The sequence below is a fragment of the Asanoa siamensis genome, from assembly GCF_016862555.1.
GTDB lineage: Bacteria > Actinomycetota > Actinomycetes > Mycobacteriales > Micromonosporaceae > Asanoa > Asanoa siamensis.
On record NZ_BONE01000005.1, the window covers coordinates 143,981 to 160,416 of the forward strand.

General features: G+C 71.8%; 13 protein-coding genes and 1 pseudogene. 6 read left to right on the plus strand and 8 right to left on the minus strand.

Features of this window, described 5'->3' with window-relative positions; genetic code table 11:
• Window positions 1-84: 84 nt before the first annotated feature.
• Window positions 85-306 (plus strand): antitoxin, encoded by a 222-nt coding sequence (locus Asi02nite_RS05220; RefSeq protein ID WP_203710979.1) that lies wholly within the window; start codon window positions 85-87, stop codon window positions 304-306.
• A gap of 117 nt (window positions 307-423) precedes the next feature.
• On the opposite strand, the gene Asi02nite_RS05225 is transcribed toward Asi02nite_RS05220, so the two are convergent.
• The gene (locus tag Asi02nite_RS05225) at window positions 424-2,013 is read right to left on the minus strand and encodes an MFS transporter (protein ID WP_203710980.1); all 1,590 of its coding nucleotides are present in this window, start codon (window positions 2,011-2,013) and stop codon (window positions 424-426) included.
• Window positions 2,014-2,155: 142 nt separating this feature from the next.
• Window positions 2,156-2,635: a winged helix-turn-helix transcriptional regulator gene (locus Asi02nite_RS05230; RefSeq protein ID WP_203710981.1), complete on the minus strand. Its 480-nt coding sequence runs from the start codon at window positions 2,633-2,635 to the stop codon at window positions 2,156-2,158.
• 56 nt (window positions 2,636-2,691) lie between these two features.
• Here Asi02nite_RS05230 and Asi02nite_RS05235 point away from each other — a divergent pair, with 56 nt between their 5' ends.
• The gene (locus Asi02nite_RS05235; RefSeq protein WP_203710982.1) at window positions 2,692-3,204 is read left to right on the plus strand and encodes a PaaI family thioesterase; all 513 of its coding nucleotides are present in this window, start codon (window positions 2,692-2,694) and stop codon (window positions 3,202-3,204) included.
• Between the two features lie 258 nt (window positions 3,205-3,462).
• Here the strand turns inward: Asi02nite_RS05235 and hisS are convergent, their stop codons facing one another.
• Together hisS and Asi02nite_RS05245 are read right to left on the minus strand one after the other, a co-directional pair.
• Window positions 3,463-4,788 (minus strand): histidine--tRNA ligase, encoded by a 1,326-nt coding sequence (gene hisS, locus Asi02nite_RS05240; RefSeq protein WP_203710983.1) that lies wholly within the window; start codon window positions 4,786-4,788, stop codon window positions 3,463-3,465.
• Window positions 4,789-4,793: 5 nt separating this feature from the next.
• Complete coding sequence (locus tag Asi02nite_RS05245) at window positions 4,794-5,498, minus strand: MBL fold metallo-hydrolase (protein WP_203710984.1); 705 nt, start codon at window positions 5,496-5,498, stop codon at window positions 4,794-4,796.
• A 266-nt stretch (window positions 5,499-5,764) separates the two neighbouring features.
• Here Asi02nite_RS05245 and Asi02nite_RS05250 point away from each other — a divergent pair, with 266 nt between their 5' ends.
• The 4 genes from Asi02nite_RS05250 to Asi02nite_RS05265 all read left to right on the plus strand — a co-directional run bounded on the left by Asi02nite_RS05250 (window position 5,765) and on the right by Asi02nite_RS05265 (window position 9,256).
• Window positions 5,765-6,619 (plus strand): peptidylprolyl isomerase, encoded by an 855-nt coding sequence (locus tag Asi02nite_RS05250; RefSeq protein ID WP_239126497.1) that lies wholly within the window; start codon window positions 5,765-5,767, stop codon window positions 6,617-6,619.
• A gap of 45 nt (window positions 6,620-6,664) precedes the next feature.
• On the plus strand, window positions 6,665-7,498 hold the full coding sequence (locus Asi02nite_RS05255; RefSeq protein WP_203710986.1) for a peptidylprolyl isomerase: 834 nt from the start codon (window positions 6,665-6,667) through the stop codon (window positions 7,496-7,498).
• A gap of 116 nt (window positions 7,499-7,614) precedes the next feature.
• A complete protein-coding gene (locus Asi02nite_RS05260) occupies window positions 7,615-8,118 on the plus strand; it encodes a sigma-70 family RNA polymerase sigma factor (protein ID WP_239126489.1) in 504 nt (167 codons plus the stop codon).
• Window positions 8,111-9,256 carry a beta propeller repeat protein gene (locus tag Asi02nite_RS05265; RefSeq protein WP_203710987.1) on the plus strand — a complete coding sequence of 382 codons (1,146 nt, stop codon included), beginning with the start codon at window positions 8,111-8,113 and terminating at the stop codon, window positions 9,254-9,256. The genes Asi02nite_RS05260 and Asi02nite_RS05265 overlap by 8 nt, the downstream gene beginning before the upstream one ends.
• 1 nt (window position 9,257) lies before the next feature.
• On the opposite strand, the pseudogene Asi02nite_RS05270 reads toward Asi02nite_RS05265, so the two are convergent.
• The 4 genes and pseudogenes from Asi02nite_RS05270 to secD form a co-directional block, all read right to left on the minus strand.
• A pseudogene (locus Asi02nite_RS05270) lies at window positions 9,258-11,609 on the minus strand (RelA/SpoT family protein); the annotation flags it as partial.
• Between the two features lie 1,085 nt (window positions 11,610-12,694).
• On the minus strand, window positions 12,695-13,234 hold the full coding sequence (locus Asi02nite_RS05275) for an adenine phosphoribosyltransferase (RefSeq protein ID WP_203711020.1): 540 nt from the start codon (window positions 13,232-13,234) through the stop codon (window positions 12,695-12,697).
• Window positions 13,231-14,436, minus strand: a complete 1,206-nt coding sequence (gene secF, locus Asi02nite_RS05280; RefSeq protein WP_203710988.1) for a protein translocase subunit SecF — start codon at window positions 14,434-14,436, stop codon at window positions 13,231-13,233. The genes Asi02nite_RS05275 and secF overlap by 4 nt, the downstream gene beginning before the upstream one ends.
• Window position 14,437: 1 nt before the next feature.
• The gene (secD, locus tag Asi02nite_RS05285) at window positions 14,438-16,357 is read right to left on the minus strand and encodes a protein translocase subunit SecD (RefSeq protein ID WP_203710989.1); all 1,920 of its coding nucleotides are present in this window, start codon (window positions 16,355-16,357) and stop codon (window positions 14,438-14,440) included.
• Window positions 16,358-16,436 lie beyond the last annotated feature (79 nt).

Sequence of the window (16,436 nt, forward strand, 5' to 3'; positions counted from 1 at the left end):
GCCGCGAAAACTGGGGCTCCCGTCTACGTTCTGTGGGTGTGGGCGGTCGCGTGGGGCGGCCGTACACCGGAGGGAGCAGCACAGATGGCTATCAGCGACAGGTTCGGCGACGCCGCCGACGCGGCCAAGGACAAGCTCAACGAGAAGGACGAGCGCGACCGGCTGATCGACAAGGCCGGTGACGCGATCGACGCCAGGACGGACGGCAAGATCGCCGACAAGGTCGACCGGGCCCAGGACGCCGCGCGCAAGGGTGGCGACCGGATCCAGAACCGCAAGAACAACAAGAACAACAGCAACCGCTGATCCAGACGACTTCCGTTCCCCGGCGGGCACACCGGGCTACGGCAAGACAGGCGGGCCGGGCGCTTGGGGGCGTCCGGCCCGCTGTGTCCGGCGGTCCCCCCCGAGCCGCCCGCCCGGTCAGTCGGCCGGCAGCAGGTGGGCCACCTCGGGCGGCCCGGTCGCCAGCACCCGCGCCGCCTCCTCGATCTCGCGGTCCACCCCGGTCAGCCGATGCTCGTGCTGCCGCCGGTGCTCGTCCCAGGACGCCACCTGGTAGACCTCGACGAACGTCTCGATGTGCTCGCCCTCCCGGAACAGGCCCCACCGCACCGCACCGCTGCGGCGCCGGGAACGGCGTACCTTCTCCATCGCCGTGCGGAAGGCCACCTCGTTCTCCGGCGGCACCTCGTAGCGGAGCACGACCAGCACCGGCCCGCCGTACGGTGCGGGCTCGACGTCGAGGTGCGGCTCCAGCCAGTACGAGACGGGCTCCCGGTCGAGGCCGCCGATGTCCGGCAGCGGCCACCACACGACCGTCGCCGCGCCGGCCAGCATGAGCGCGCCGGCCGCCAGGTGCGCGGTCGGCAGGTCGGTCGCCTGCGCCAGCACACCCCAGACCAGCGCGCCGACGCCCTGCCCGCCGGCGAAGACGATCTGGTAGACGCCCAGCCCGCGGGCGCGTACCCAATTGGGCAGGAAGAGCTGCAACGTCGCGTTCACATTGGACAGCACGGTCACCCAGGCGACGCCTGCGGGGACCAGCACGAGCGCGACCACGATCTCGACCCGCACCAGGCCCACGACGATGGTGACCACACCGAACACCACCGCGGCGACGACCATCAGCCGGGTCGGCGAGAACCGCGCCCGCGCGCGGGGCACCAGTGCGGCACCTGCCACGGCGCCGACGCCGAGTGCCGCCAGCAGCAGGCCGTAGCCGCCCGGCCCGAGCCCCAGCCGCCGGCTCGCGACCAGCGGCAACAGCGCCCAGATCGCGCTGCCGGGCAGCAGGAAGAGCCCGGCCCGCAGCAGGATGCGGCGGGTGATCACGGAGTGCCGCACGTACCGGCCGCCGGCCCGCACCGCCGCCCCGAACCGCTCGGGAGGCCCGAGATCGTCGTCGACGGGCCGCCGCCACCAGAGCAGCACGGCCGCGAACACCACGAACGACAGCGAGTTGAGCAGGAACACCGCCGCGACGCCGACCCAGGCGATGACGAGGCCGGCGATGGCGGGCCCGATGGCGCGGACGACGTTCTGGCTGATCGCCCCGAGCGCGGACGCCGACGGAAGCTGGGCGCGCGGCACGAGCTCCGGGATCACCGACTGCCACGCGGGCAGGGTCAACGCCTGCCCGGCCCCGAGCGCGAAGGTCAACGTCAGCAGCAGCGCGGGCGGCATATGGTCGAGCGCGGTCAGCACACCGAGCAGCACGGTCACCGCGAACTGCCCGACCTGCACGGCGAGCAGCAGCCGCCGGCGGTCGAAGGTGTCGGCCAAAGCCCCGGACGGCAGGGCGAGCAGCACGATGGGCAGCATGCTCGCGGTCTGCACGAGCGAGACCAACGCGTCGGCCCCGGGGGCGTCGACCAGCAGCCACTGGGCGCCGACGGTCTGCATCCAGGTGCCGATGTTGGACGCGAGCAAGGCGAGCCACAGCCACCGAAAGGTCGCGACCGACAGCGGCGCCCACGCGGACACACTGCGTGCGGGGGGCTCGGGCGCCACGGGGGTCACGCTACCCGCATTGAACAGTCCTAACCCGACGATCCATTGCCCGGGTCCGCGGTGGTCCGGACCGTCGCTCCCGCCGGACAAACTCGCTGACGCATCGAGCCAGGTCCGCGGTTCAAGCCCGCCGGTCCGTGGGTCAAGATCGGCGGTGGGCGCCTGGGCCCGGGCGGGCCGCTACCTCGCGCGGGTTGGTCACCTCGTGGCCCGCGTCGCAGCGGAGCACCGAGCGGACCGGTGCGCCGCAGTCGCGGTGCACCGTGGACAGCGGGGAGCCCTCCGGGTCCGCCAGGTAGCGGTCGCCCCACTGCAGGACCGCCACGATCACCGGCCAGAGGTCGAAGCCCATCTCGGTCAGGCGGTACTCGTGGCGGACTCGCGCGCCCGGGTCCTGGTAGGGCTCCTTGCGCAGCACGCCGGCCTCGACCAGCATGGCGAGCCGGTTGGTCAGCACCTGGCGCGGGATGTTGGTGCGTACCCGCATGTCGTCGAACCGCCGGATGCCGTTGGCGATCTCCCGCAGCACGACGAAGGTCCACCGCTCCCCGAGGATCTCCATGGCCCGGCCCACGGTGCAGTTGTCCACGGACCACTCGAGGGCTTCCGGCCGCGCACTCATGACAACCACCCTAAGTCTCGTTGACAGACCCAGCAAGCGACTGCGAGGCTGGGTCCATGACGCAGACGCAGGTCAAGCGCAGCCGTACCTTCTCCTGGTCCGACCCGGCGACCAACGCCGCCTTGATCGGCACGACCAGCGGGCTGGCCCTGCTGGGCGCGATGATCGCCGGGGAGTTGCCTCCGCCGCCGGTCATGCAACTGCTCGGCATGACGCGCCTCGAGGCCGAGGAGGGCCGGGTGACGGTGGAGATGCCACCACGCGAGTACCACTACAACCCACTGGGCTCGGTCCACGGCGGGGTGCTCGCCACGCTGCTCGACACGGCGGCGGGCTGCGCGGTCCACACCACACTCCCGGCCGGCGTGGGCTACACGTCGGTCGACCTGTCGGTGAAATACCTCCGGCCGGTGACGATCGGCTCGGAGATGCTGACCTGCGTCGGCACGGTCATGCAACGCGGCCGCCGCACGGCGCTGGGCGAGGCCCGCCTGACGGACGCGACAGGCCGCCTGGTCGCCCACGCGACGTCGACCTGCCTGCTCTTCGACCTACCCACACCGGCATAACAGGTCGGACGGACACCGCCTCTCGGGCCACGCGACCGGCCAGGACCTGGCGGCAGCCGCGGCCAGGCAGTGACGAGGCGGCGCACCCATCCGACGACACGGGCCGGACAACGCCCGCAACGACCGCACGGCCTAGATCAACGCCCCGCAACAGGCGCACGGGGCCGACACCGCCCAGACAAACGGCCCGCAACGGGCGCACGGGCCGACGCGGGGTCACGACTACCCCGCCTCGGCCCGCCTGTGGCTCGCCTTTCCTTACTGCAGTTCCGTGATCACCGGGTGGAGGTCGGCGGCCGGCGGCGACCACGTTGCCGGGTCCGCGTCCACCTGGTCGCCCGAGCGGATGTCCTTCACCGAGTCCGGGTCGCCCGGGAACCAGACGTACGGGATCCCGCGGCGTTCCGCGTAGCGGATCTGCTTTCCATATTTCGCCGCCGTCGGTGAGACCTCCACCGGGATGCCGCGGCTGCGGAGCGCTGCCGCGATGCCGTCCGCCGAGCGGCGGTGCTCCTCGTCCGCGAGCGCCACCAGCACGCACGTCGGCACGTCCCGCGACACGCCGAGCTTGCCCGCCCCGAACAGCAACCCGAGGATCCGGGTCAGGCCGATCGAGATGCCCACGCCCGGGAAGCGTTCGTTGCCCGATGTCGCCAGGTTGTCGTAGCGGCCCCCGGAGCAGATCGACCCGAACCGCTCGAAACCGGCTAGCTGGGTCTCGTAGACGGTGCCCGTGTAGTAGTCCAGGCCCCGGGCGATCTTCAGATCCGCCACACACAGACCCGGCGCGTACGCCGCGGCGGTCTCGACCACCGCGACCAGCTCGGCCAGGCCCTCGTCGAGCAGCGGGTCGCTGACCCCCAGCGCGCGCACCGAGTCGGCGAACGACGCGTCCGGCGCCGAGATCTCCGCCAGCGCGAGCACCGCCTTGGCCTGGGCCTCCGACGCGCCCGCGGTCTCCACCAGCAGCTGGCCGACCCGGGCCGGGCCGATCTTGTCGAGCTTGTCGACCGCGCGCAGGGCCGCCTCCGGGTCACCGACGCCCAGCCCGCGGTAGTAGCCCTCGCAGACCTTGCGGTTGTTGACCTGGATCGTCACCTTGGGGATCGGCAGCGAGCCCAGCGCGTCGCCGATCACCAGCGGCATCTCGGCCTCGTAGTGCGCAGGCAGCGTGTCGCGGTCGACGACGTCGATGTCGGCCTGGAGGAACTCGCGGTAGCGCCCCTCCTGCGGGCGCTCGCCCCGCCACACCTTCTGGATCTGGTAGCGGCGGAACGGGAACTGCAGCTTCCCCGAGTTTTCCAGCACATAACGCGCGAACGGAACGGTCAGGTCGAAGTGCAGTCCCAGGGAGTCCTCGGCGCCGGACGCGGGGTCCTCCTGCAGCCGGCGCAGGACGTAGACCTCCTTCGAGGTCTCCCCCTTGCGCAGGAGCTGGTCCATCGGCTCGACGGCACGCGTCTCCAGCGGCGCGTACCCGTACAACTCGAAAACGTCTTTGATCTTGTCAAGAAAGCGCTGTTCGATCATGCGCTGCGGCGGCAGCCACTCCGGGAAGCCGGAGATCGGCCGTGGCTTGCTCATCTTGGTCATAGCCCTCTGGTCGGGGCCGGTCGCATGACTTCCTGCAGAAACGGGTTGGTCGCGCGTTCCCGGCCGATCGTGGTCGCCTGGCCGTGGCCGGGCAGGACGATGGTGTCGTCGGCGAGCGGGAGGATCCGGTCACGAAGGCTGGCTGTCATCGCCGTCATGCTTCCTCCCGGCAGGTCGGTGCGGCCGATCGAGCCGGCGAAGAGCACGTCACCGGAGAGGCAGACCTCGTCCGCGTCCCAGCCCCGTGCGGCGCCGGCCGGCAGCCGGAACAGCACCGACCCGCTGGTATGGCCGGGGGCGTGGTCGACGGTGATCTCGAGGCCGGCGATCGCGAGGGCCTCACCGTCGGTGAGGGGCGCCACGTCGGAGGGCTCGGTGTAGGAGAAGCGGCCGCCGAAGAGCTGCGCCGGGTCGATGGACAAGGCCTTGCCCGGGTCGGCGAGCAACTCGCGGTCGGCGGGGTGCACGTAGGCCGGGATGCCCTTGGCACCGCAGACGGGCGCGACGGAGAAGGTGTGGTCGAGGTGGCCGTGGGTGAGCAGCACCGCGGCCGGCTGCAGCTTGTGCTGGGCCAGGATCTCGTCGAGCCGCTGCTCGACCCCGATGCCCGGGTCGACGATCACGCACTGCTCGCCCGGCGCCGCGGCCACCACGTAACAGTTGGTGCCGAAGACGTCGGACGGGAAACCCGTGATCAGCACAGTCGTCCCCTTCTCGTCGCTGTGGCCAGCCTAGCGGGCAGTGCGAGCCGATTACCGCCCGGCACACGCCGTGGCGATCACGACGTTGATCACGTACACAATCACGATCTTTGATCGCCAAAACCGCAGGACCTCTCACCATGCTCCCAGCGAATGGCCGTATGCTCTCCCGGACGTTTGTGGCGCGAGGCACACCCGAAAGAGGAGCACCGGTGGCATCCAAGGATCGGCAGCGCAAGCTGGCGCGGGCCAAGCTCGATCGGCAGATGGCCAGGCGGGCCGCCAACCTGCGCAAGAAGCGCCGCATCCAGGCCGGCCTGGGTGGCGCGCTCGCGCTGGTGCTGATCGGTGTCGGTGCCTTCTGGGCCCTCGGCGGCTTCGACAAGGAGCCGGTCAACACCGCGTCCGACGTGTGCGTGTGGACGCCGCAGGAGCCCGGGGTCAACGTCAACGCCAAGGACGTCGGCGAGCCGTCGACGACCGACGTGCCGACCTTCGGCGTCCGCGACATGACCGTCACCACCTCGCAGGGCGCCGTCAAGGCCCAGCTCGACCTGGCCGGCGCGCCGTGCGGCAACGCGAGCATGGCGTTCCTCGCGGGCAAGAACTTCTACGACAACACCACCTGCCACGAGATCACCACCGAGGGCGCGCTGCACTGCGGCGACCCGAGCGGCACCAACCTGGGTGGTCCGACCTACACGTTCGCCAACGAGAACGTCCCGGCGGCCGCGCCGACGCCGGCGCCGTCGGCCTCGCCCGCGCCGGGCACCCCGGCCGTCTACCCGGCCGGCACGGTCGCGCTCTACCCGAACCCGCCGGGCGCCAACGGCAGCCAGTTCCTGATCTTCTTCAAGGACTTCACCCCGGCCGGCGAGCCGGCGTACCCGATCATCGGCAAGGTCACCACGGGCCTCGACGTCGTCGACGCGATCAGCAAGATCGAGACGGTCGACAACGGCAACGGCGCCAAGGTCAAGCCCAAGACCGACGTCACGATCCAGTCGCTGACGGTCGGCGCGGTGCAGGCGAACCCGGCGGACGGCGCGCCGTCGGCCACCCCGTCCGCCACCGCGAACCCGACCGGCGCGCCGTCGGGCACGCCGTCGAACGCGAGCTAAGGTCACCCCGGAAAACGCCTGAGTGCGGAAGCAGGAGGATAGTCCGTGACGTCCACGAGAGATCGGCAGCGCGCGGCCGCGCGGGCGAAACTCGCCCAGGAGATGGCCGACCGCCAGGAACAGGCCCACAAGCGCCGGCAGCGGCAGGCCTTCATCGGCGCGGGCGTGGCTCTGCTCGTCCTCGTCGGTGGCGTCGTCTGGCTGGTCACCAGCATGGGCGGCGGCGACGACAAGACGACCGCCGGCGCTGACCCCTCGACCGCGCCGGTCAGCTGCGCCTGGGGCGAGGTTCCGCCCGACCAGCGCACGCCGACCACCAAGGATGTCGGCGTGCCGCCGACCACCACCCCGCCGACCAGCGGCACCCAGGTGATGACCGTCGACACCAGCTTCGGCCCGGTCGAGGTCACGATGGACCTGGCCAAGTCGCCGTGCACCGCGGAGGCCTTCAGCTACCTGGCCAGCAAGCAGTTCTGGGACGGCACGAAGTGCCACCGGATGTTCCCGGGCATGCTGCAGTGCGGTGACCCGTCGGCCAAGGGCAAGGGCTACCGCGAGAGCGACGGTACGGGCGGCCCGACGTTCCGCTACGCCAACGAGAACCTCCCGGTCGACCAGCGCCCGGCGTACCCGGAGGGCGTGGTGGCCCTGGCCAACAGCGGCCCGGACACCAACGGCTCGCAGTTCTTCTTCATCTACCAGGACGTCGAGCTCTCGCCCGACTACACGGTGCTGGGCAAGGTCACCAAGGGCCTGGAGAACATCAAGAAGGCCACCGAGCCCGGCCACGACGGCGCCTTCGACCCGTCGCCGGGCGGCGGCCACCCGAAGAACGACATCGAGATCAAGACGCTGACGGTGAGCGCCCCCGCGGCCTGACCCACGCGCATCCCTCGGCGCCCCCGGCAGCTTGCCGGGGGCGCCGTCGTCTTTCTGCCCGGTAACCTTCCGCGCCCCCCGGTGGTCTAAGCAGAGACTGACGACGATGAATCGGGGTGGCGGTGGACGGGGAACGCGACCTGCGCGAGATCTATGCCGCGTCGGCGGGCCGGCTCGTGGCCGTGGTCTACGGGCTCACCGGTGACTACGCGGAGGCCGAGGACGCGGTGCACGAGGCGTTCGCCCGCGCACTGGTCCGCAAGGGACAGCTGCGCGCGGTCGCCAGCCCGGAGGCCTGGCTGCGCACCGTGGCCGTCAACGTGGCGCGGTCCCGGTTCCGCCGCCGCATGATCCTGGACCGGCTGGTCCGCACCGGACGGTTGGCCCGGGCCGAGGCGACCGTGCCCGTCTCGCCGGACCGGGTGGCCGTCGTCGAGGCCCTGCAGCGCCTGCCTCGGCCGGTCCGTGAGTGCCTGGTCCTGCATTACTTCGCCGACCTGCCGGTCGCGGAGGTCGCGCGGGCACAGGACTGCACCGTCGCGACCGTCAAGACCCGCCTGCACCGCGGCCGCCGCGCGCTCGCGGCCGCGCTCGGCGAAAGGGAGGACAGCCGTGCCTGACATCGACCTCACCGAGACCGCCGAGGAGATCCGGCAGTCGTTCACGCCGCGCTACGACGAGGTCGTCGGCCGGGCCGCCCGGCGGCGCCGGTGGCGGGCCTGGCTCGCCGGGCTCGCCGTCGCCGTGCTCGGCGGAGGACTCGCGGTCGGCCTCGCCACCACGGCGGCCGGGCCGCCCGACCCGGCCCCGGTGCCGTTGCCGCCGGGACTCGCCAACGGCCCGATGGTCGCCGGCGACTCCGCGCACCTGTACCAGGTCTTCCAGCCCTGCGCCGACGGTCCGTGCCTCGAGCCGCAGCAGGTCGCCGTCAGCTCCGACCTGGGCCACACCTGGACGCTGCGAGCGGGACCCGGCTCGCCGGACCACGGGGTCGAGGTGCTGGCGGCCGCGGGGCCGGCGGTGCTGGCCGTCAACCACGGCGGCCAGGTCTCGGCGCCCACCCGGTGGGTGAGCACCGACGCCGGCAGCACCTGGCGACCGGCGGCGGTCGAACGCGGCATCCTGCCGAGCACTTTGCCGACCGCGTTCGTGCTCGACGACCGGCTCACCGTCCTCGACGCGGCCTCGGGCGTGCTGACCTCCGACAGTCGCCCGCTCCCCCTCAGGCAGGCCCGGTTCGTCACCTCGACCCGGCCGGACGGGGTCTGGCGGATCGTCGGCTACCGGACCGAGCGGCCCGCTCCCATGAGCAACACGAGCGCGGTCGAGGGTGTCGACCTGGCGATCGCCGAGAGCACCGACGGCGGCCGGCTCTGGGACGTCCGGTCACTGCCGCGCGACGCCGGCTTCGGCGAGATCGTGACGGCCGACGGCACCGACCTGTACGCCGGCTACCGGGGCGCGGGCACCGTGGAGATCTTCGTCAGCCGCGACGCGGGGCGCACCTGGACGGCCGGAGCCACCGTGGCCGCCACGACCGCGAACCTGCTGGCGACCCGCGAGGGCAGCCTCTACGTCGCGACGCCGGCCGGCGTGCTCCGCAGCACCGACCACGGCCGGACGCTGGGCCCGAGCGAGCTCGACACGACGCACACCCCGTCGTTCCAGGTCACGCCCGACGGCTACCTGGCGGCGACCTGGCACACCGTGAACGCCTGGTGGTCCGAGGACGGCGTCACCTGGCGCGAGATCCTGTGACTCAGGCGCCGGAGGTGACGCGGTAGGCGTCGAAGACGCCGTCGACCTTGCGGACCGCCGCCAGCAGGTGGCCCAGGTGCTTCGGGTCGGCCATCTCGAAGCTGAACCGGCTCACCGCCACCCGGTCGCGGGTCGTGGTGACCGTCGCCGACAGGATGTTGACCCGCTCGTCGGAGAGCACGCGGGTCACGTCGGCGAGCAGCTTGTGCCGGTCGAGCGCCTCCACCTGGATCGCGACCAGGAACGTCGACGCCGAGGTCAGCTTCCAGCTCACCTCGAGCACCCGCTCGGGCTGGGCCTTCAGGTCCTCCGCGTTGGCGCAGTCCTCGCGGTGCACCGACACCCCGCCGGAGCGGGTGACGAAGCCGAAGACCGAGTCCGGTGGCACCGGGGTGCAGCAGCGGGCCAGCTTGATCCAGACGTCGCTGACGCCCTTGACCACCACACCCGGGTCGTGGCCGGCGGTGCGGCTGCGGGGCGGGCGGGTCGCGACGGCGGTCTCGGCCAGGTCCTCGGCCGCGCCTTCCTCGCCTCCGTAGCCCGCCATCAGGCGCTGGACCACCGACTGCGCCGACACCTGGTTGTCGCCGACCGCCGCGTAGAGCGACGCCACGTCGGCCAGGTGCAGGTCGCGGGCGATGGTCATCAGGTTGTCGGTCGTCAGCATGCGCTGCAGCGGCACGCCCTGCTTGCGCATCGCCTTGACGATCGCGTCCTTGCCGGCCTCGATCGCCTCTTCGCGGCGCTCCTTGTTGAAGTACTGGCGGATCTTCGTGCGCGCCCGCGGCGACTTGACGAAGCCGAGCCAGTCCTGCGTCGGGCCGGCCGTGTCGGACTTCGACGTGAAGATCTCGATCACGTCGCCGTTGGACAGCGTCGATTCCAGCGGGACGAGCTTGCCGTTGACCCGGGCGCCGATGCACTTGTGGCCGACCTCGGTGTGCACCGCGTACGCGAAGTCGACCGGGGTCGAGCCCGTCGGCAGCGGTATCACGTCGCCCTTGGGCGTGAAGACGTAGACCTCCTGGCTGGAGAGGTCGAACCGGAGCGCGTCGAGGAACTCGCTCGGGTCGCTCGCCTCCCGCTGCCAGTCGAGCAGCTGCCGCAGCCAGGTCATCTCGTCGATGTGGGCCGGCGGGCCGACGATCGTCGCGCCCTTCTGCTCTTTGTATTTCCAGTGCGCCGCGATGCCGAACTCCGCGGTGCGGTGCATCGCGTACGTCCGGATCTGCATCTCGACGGGCTTGCCGGTCGGGCCGATCACGGTCGTGTGCAGCGACTGGTACATGTTGAACTTCGGCATCGCGATGTAGTCCTTGAACCGGCCCGGGACGGGCTGCCAGTTCGCGTGGATCACACCGAGCGCCGCGTAGCAGTCGCGGACGGTCTCGACGAGGATGCGGACGCCGACGAGGTCGTAGATGTCGTTGAAGTCGCGACCCCGCACGATCATCTTCTGGTAGATCGAGTAGAGGTGCTTCGGCCGGCCGGTCGTCTCCGCCTTGATCTTGGCCGAGCGCAGGTCGGTGTGCACCTTCTGGGTCACCTGGCGCAGCAGCGCCTCCCGCTGCGGCTGGTGCTCGCCGATCAGCCGGTTGATCTCCTCGAACCGCTTCGGGAACAGCGTGCCGAACGCGAGGTCCTCGAGCTCCCACTTGATCGTGTTCATACCGAGGCGGTGGGCCAGCGGCGCGAGGATCTCCAGGGTCTCCTTGGCCTTCTGCTCCTGCTTGGGGCGCGGGAGGAAGGTCAGCGTACGCATGTTGTGCAGCCGGTCGGCCAGCTTGATCACCAGGACGCGCGGGTCCTTGGCCATCGCGACGACCATCTTGCGGATCGTCTCGGCCTTGGCCGCGTCGCCGAGCTTGACCTTGTCGAGCTTGGTGACGCCGTCGACCAGCAGCGCGACCTCGCCACCGAAGTCGGTGCGCATCGAGTCGAGCGTGTAGTCGGTGTCCTCGATGGTGTCGTGCAGCAGCGCGGCGACCAGCGTGGTGGTGTCCATCCCGAGGTTGGCCAGGATGGTCGCGACCGCCAGCGGGTGGGTGATGTAGGGGTCGCCGGACTTCCGGTATTGCCCCGAGTGCCAGCGCGCGGCCATGTCGAAGGCGCGCTGCAGCAGCCGGGCGTCGGCCTTGGGGTGGCTGGCGCGGTGGGTCGCGATCAGCGGCTCGAGCACCTCGCTGACCTGCGGGGCCTGCCAGGGTGCGTTGAACCTTGCCAGCCGCGCCCGGACCCGCCGGCCGGTGGGCGTGCCGGCCAGGCCGAAGCCGGAGCCGGTGTCGGCCGCGGCCTCACGGGAGGCGCGGTCTCGGAAGGGCACGACGACGCCGCTGTCGGCGTCGGCGCCCTCGTCGTCGACCTCGTAGGGCGACCGCCCGTTGGCGGGCCACTCGACGGTGTCTTCCGCCGCGCCGGCGTCGGCGGCCGGGTCCGCGGCGGGAGCGGCTGCGGCCGCGGCGCGGGGCCGCGTCGCTTCCGCTTCATTCGCAGGTGATACGCGCGACGTCGCGGGACCGGTCTCCTCGGTCGCACTACCGCCCGGGGCGGCCGCGACGGACCCGCCGCCGGAATCGCCGGAGCGAGCCGTCGTGCGGGCCGCGGTGCCGGCGGCGGACCGGTCACCGGACGCGGCGGTGCCGGTGGTCGTGGGCCCGGCGGACGCCGTGCTGGAGCCGGCAGGTGCGGTCGTGGTGGCCGAGGTGGACCGGTCATCAGACGCGGCGGAGCCGGTGGCCGTGGTGGCTGGGGCGGAGCCCGCACCAGGCGCGGCGGAGCCCGCGGCCGTGGTGGCCGGGGCGGCCGAGGTGGACCCGTCGCTGGACGCCGCGGCGCCTGCGGTCGTGTTGGCCGAGGTGGATCCCACACCGGACGCAGCGATGCCTACGGCGGTGGTCGGGGCGGAACCGGAATCAGACGCAGCGGAGCCCGCGGTCGTGCCCGCCGGGGCGGACCCGGTGCCAGACGCAGCGGAGCCCGCGGTCGTGCCCGCCGGGGCGGACCCGGCGCTGGCCGCGGCAGAACCCTCGGTCGTGTTGGCTGGGGTGGAGTCAGTGGTCGCGCCGTTCGGCGCCGACCTGGCCCCGTTGGGCGTCGGGGTGACCGTGGCGGCCGAGCCGACGTTGCCGCCCGGTCGGGCCGCGGTCACGATCGGCGCCCCGCCGTCGGTCGGTGCCGCCGTCTGTGGGCGTGCGTCGCTGGCGGCCGGGGTCGTCTGCCCGGTCGTGTGCTCTGTGGCCTCGCCGGACGGGCGCTTCTCGCCTGCCACCGGTGGGGCGACGTCGTGGGACACCGGCCTCCTCAACACCTCGCGGTCCACCGACCGTATCGGGCCGGCAACACCTGCGCTAGCCAGGTGGTGGCGATCCGTGCCGGGTCGTGACCGGGCAGCCCAAGTTTACCCGTCCGGCCGATCCCGCCCGGACGGGCCGAGACCGGCTAAACGGTCAAAAGGGCGTGAACGTCGCGAGGGGCCAGGCGGGCCCGTCCGGAAAGGAACGCCAACTCGATCAACACGCTGAAGCCCGTGACGATTCCCCCGGCCTGCTCGATCAACGAGAGCGTGGCCTCGGCGGTGCCGCCGGTGGCGAGCACGTCGTCGACCACCAGGATCCGCTGGCCGGGTTCGATCGCGTCGCGGTGCACCTCGAGGGTCGCCTCGCCATATTCGAGCGCGTAGGAGGCCGCCAGCACCTCCCGGGGCAGCTTGCCCGCCTTGCGGACCGGCAGGACGCCGGCGCCGGTCGCGTAGCCGATCGCCCCCGCGAGCAGGAACCCCCGGGCCTCCACGCCCGCGACCACGTCGAACGACGACCGGCCGTGGTGGTCGACGATCCCGTCGACCACCTGCCGGAACGCCGCGCCGTCGCCGAACAGCGGGGTGATGTCCTTGAAAAGAATGCCGGCATGCGGGAAGTCGGGCACGTCGACGACGTGCCCGACCACCAGATCGGCGAGTGCCTTCTCGTCCACGGTCAGCGGCGCTTGCCGCCGGGCCGGTTGCCGCCGCCCGGACGCCCACCGCGGGCGCCGGCGGAGCGCTTGGAGCCAGCCGGCCGGGCGCCGACCTTCGGCGTCGTGGTGCCGGCCAGGGCGCCGACCTCCTCCGAAGACTGCTCGGGGGCCGCCTGGCGGGGCTGGCGCGCCCCGGCCGGGGCGGCCTCGCCGCGCTTCGGCGCGACCTCGCCGCGGGCGATCGCCGCCCGGCGGGCCAGTACGCGCTTGGTGTGCGCCTGGATCTTCGGCTCGAAGTCCTTGAGCGTGACCAGCACCGGGGTCGCGAAGAAGATCGACGAGTAGACCGCGACGGCCATACCGACGAACAGCACGAGGCCGAGGTCGGCCAGGGTGCTCGCGCCCGTCAGGCCGGCGATCAGCAGACCACCGACCGGCAGCAGCGCGACCAGACCGGTGTTGATCGACCGCATCAGGGTCTGGTTGATGGCCAGGTTGGCGGCTTCGCCGTACGTCTGCGTGCTGCTCGCCGTGATGCCTCTGGTGTTCTCCTGCACCTTGTCGAACACCACGACCACGTCGTAGAGCGCGAAACCGAGGATCGTGAGGAAGCCGATGATCGTCGCCGGCGTGACCTCGAAGCCGGCTAAAGAGTAGAGACCGGCCGTGAGCACCAGGTTGAGCAACAGCGAGGAGACGGCGGCGACGGACATCCGCCACTCGAAGCGCAGGATCAGGTAGACCATCACCAGCGCCACGAAGATCACCAGACCGAGCAGCGCCCGCTCGGTGACCTGCTTGCCCCAGGCCGCGCTGACCGAGCTGTCGTTGATCTCGTTCGGCGCGATGCCCAACTGCTGGGCGACCTGCTCCTTGATCGCGTTGGTCTGGGCCGGGTCGAGCGCCGTCGTGCGGATCTCGTACCAGGTCTCGCCGCCGCGACCGACCTGCGTGGCCGGCAGCGCGGTGGCCTCGGGGTCGTTGTCGGCCAGCGCCTTGTTGACGGCGTCCTGCGCCCCGTTGAGCGTGACGCTGCTGCCCGCCGGGACGATGAACTGGTTGCCGCCGGCGAACTCGATGCCCAGCGAGAACCGGTTGATGCCGAAGCTCAGCAGCGCGACCAGGATCAGCGCGCCGGCGACGCCGAACCAGATCTTCCGCTTGCCGATCAGGTTGAGACCGGCCTCACCGCGGTAGAGCCGGTTGGCCAAACCCGACTTGGACATCTCAGGCCTCCTTGGCACGCCGCGACGGGCGCGTACGGTTGCGCGGCTCGTCGCCGTCGTCGTCGTTGTGCTGCTCCAGGATGCGGCCGAGGCCACTGACCCGCGGCGAGAGGAACGCCTTGGTGTTGGCGAACATCGTCATGATCGGGTGCCGGAAGAGGAACACCACCACGAGGTCGAGGATGGTGGCCAGGCCCAGCGCGAAGGCGAAGCCCTTCACCGTGCCGACGGAGACGATGTAGAGCACCACCGCGGCCATGATCGAGATCGCGTTGGCGGAGATGATCGTCCGCCGGGCACGGGCCCAGGCCCGCGGCACCGCGCTGCGCGGCGACCGGCCCTCACGTATCTCGTCCTTCAGGCGTTCGAAGTAGATGACGAAGGAGTCCGCCGCCACACCGAGCGAGACGATGAAGCCCGCGATGCCGGCGAGGGTCAGCGTGAAGCCGATCTGGCGGCCCAGGAAGACCAGGGCGCCGAAGACCAGGGCCGCGGAGAGCACGAGGCTCAGCACGATCACCGTGCCCAGCAGGCGGTAGTAGAAGAACGCGTAGATCGCGACCAGCAGCAGGCCGATGCCGGCGGCGATGAGGCCCGCCCGCAGGTATTCGGCGCCCAGCGTCGGCGAGAGGTTCTCCTGGTCGGCCTGGGTGAAGGTGAGCGGCAGGGCGCCGTAGCGGAGCTGGCCCGCCAGCTCGTCGGACGAGTTCGCGTCGAAGCTGCCGGAGATCTGCGAGTCGCCGGTCAGCACGCCCTGGATCTCGGGCGCCGAGATGATCCCGTTGTCGAGCACGACGGCGACCAGGCAGTTGCCGTTCTGCAGCGTCGACTGGTCACAGGTCTGGCCGCTGTTCTGGTAGGCCTCGCGGGTCAGCGCGGTCCACTTCTCCTGGCCGTCGCCCTTGAAGTCGAGGCTGACGACCCACTGGCCCTGCTGGTCGAGCTGGGCGGTGGCGTTGCCGACGTCGGTGCCGGAGACCTTGGCGACGTCGAGCAGGTATTTCCCGCCGCCCTGGCAGGCGATCGCCTGCTGGTCCTGCTTGCTGATCGAACCCGCGGGCCGCTTGTCGAGCTGGTCACACGTGATCGTCGGCACGTTGAACTGCATCTGCGGCGTGAGCACCGCGACCTCGGTCGGGCTGAGCTGGCCGAACGGCTTGAGCGCCTCGGTGACGGCCGGGTCGGAGCCCGGGTCGGGCGCCTGCAGGCCACTCGCCGCCGCCCACGCGGCCGGGCCGACCTTGGTCTCGACCGCCTTGCGGGCCGCCTCGATGTCGGCGGGCACGGGTGCCGGGGCCGCGGAGCCGGAAGGCGCGGGGGTCGGGTTGGCGGCCGGGGCCGTCGCGGTCGGGGTGGGCGTCGGGGTGGCGGTCGCCTCGGCGCCGCCGCCCGAACCGCCGGTGCCCGGCGTCGCGGTGGCCGAGGGCTGGCCGGTCGCGGCCGGCGGGGCCGACGGCGAGCCGCTCGGGTTGGGGGCGGGGGTGGCCGACCCGCTCGGCGCCGGGGCCGGTGCCGCCGGGCCGGTGCCGTTGGTGATGTTGAGGACCTTCCGGAACCGCAGCTCGGCGGTCTGGGCGATGCCGCTCAGGTCCGCGTTCTCGCCCGGGAGGGAGACCACGATGTTGCGGTTGCCGTCGGTGACGACCTCGGCCTCGGACACGCCCTGCGCGTTGACCCGCTGCTCGATGATGTCCCGGGCCCGGTCGAGCGACTCGGCCGACGGCGGCTGGTTGCCCTCGGTGGTCGCGATCAGGGTCATCCGGGTGCCGCCGACCAGGTCGAGACCCAGCTTCGGGTGCAACCGGTCCTGCACGCTGCCGCTGGTACCGACGAAGAACACCAGGGCGTAGAGGACGACGAAGAGCCCCGCGAGGACGGCTATCTGCCGCCCCGGGTGCATCTGTCGCTGAGGTGGTGCCACGGCAGCGGGTCTCCCTGTGCTGGGGGCCGTCGCGGGTGCGTCGGCGCGGGTCGATGCAGTTGTCACGCCGGGCAGGCGT

What these genes read in the sequence shown, in the direction of transcription:
- Asi02nite_RS05220 (WP_203710979.1), top strand. Translation starts at nt 85, where the DNA reads ATGGCTATCAGCGACAGGTTCGGCGACGCCGCCGACGCGGCCAAGGAC.
- Asi02nite_RS05250 (WP_239126497.1), top strand. Translation starts at nt 5,765, where the DNA reads ATGGCCAGGCGGGCCGCCAACCTGCGCAAGAAGCGCCGCATCCAGGCC.
- hisS (WP_203710983.1), bottom strand. Translation starts at nt 4,788, where the DNA reads ATGAGCAAGCCACGGCCGATCTCCGGCTTCCCGGAGTGGCTGCCGCCG.
- Asi02nite_RS05230 (WP_203710981.1), bottom strand. Translation starts at nt 2,635, where the DNA reads ATGAGTGCGCGGCCGGAAGCCCTCGAGTGGTCCGTGGACAACTGCACC.
- secF (WP_203710988.1), bottom strand. Translation starts at nt 14,436, where the DNA reads ATGTCCAAGTCGGGTTTGGCCAACCGGCTCTACCGCGGTGAGGCCGGT.
- Asi02nite_RS05235 (WP_203710982.1), top strand. Translation starts at nt 2,692, where the DNA reads ATGACGCAGACGCAGGTCAAGCGCAGCCGTACCTTCTCCTGGTCCGAC.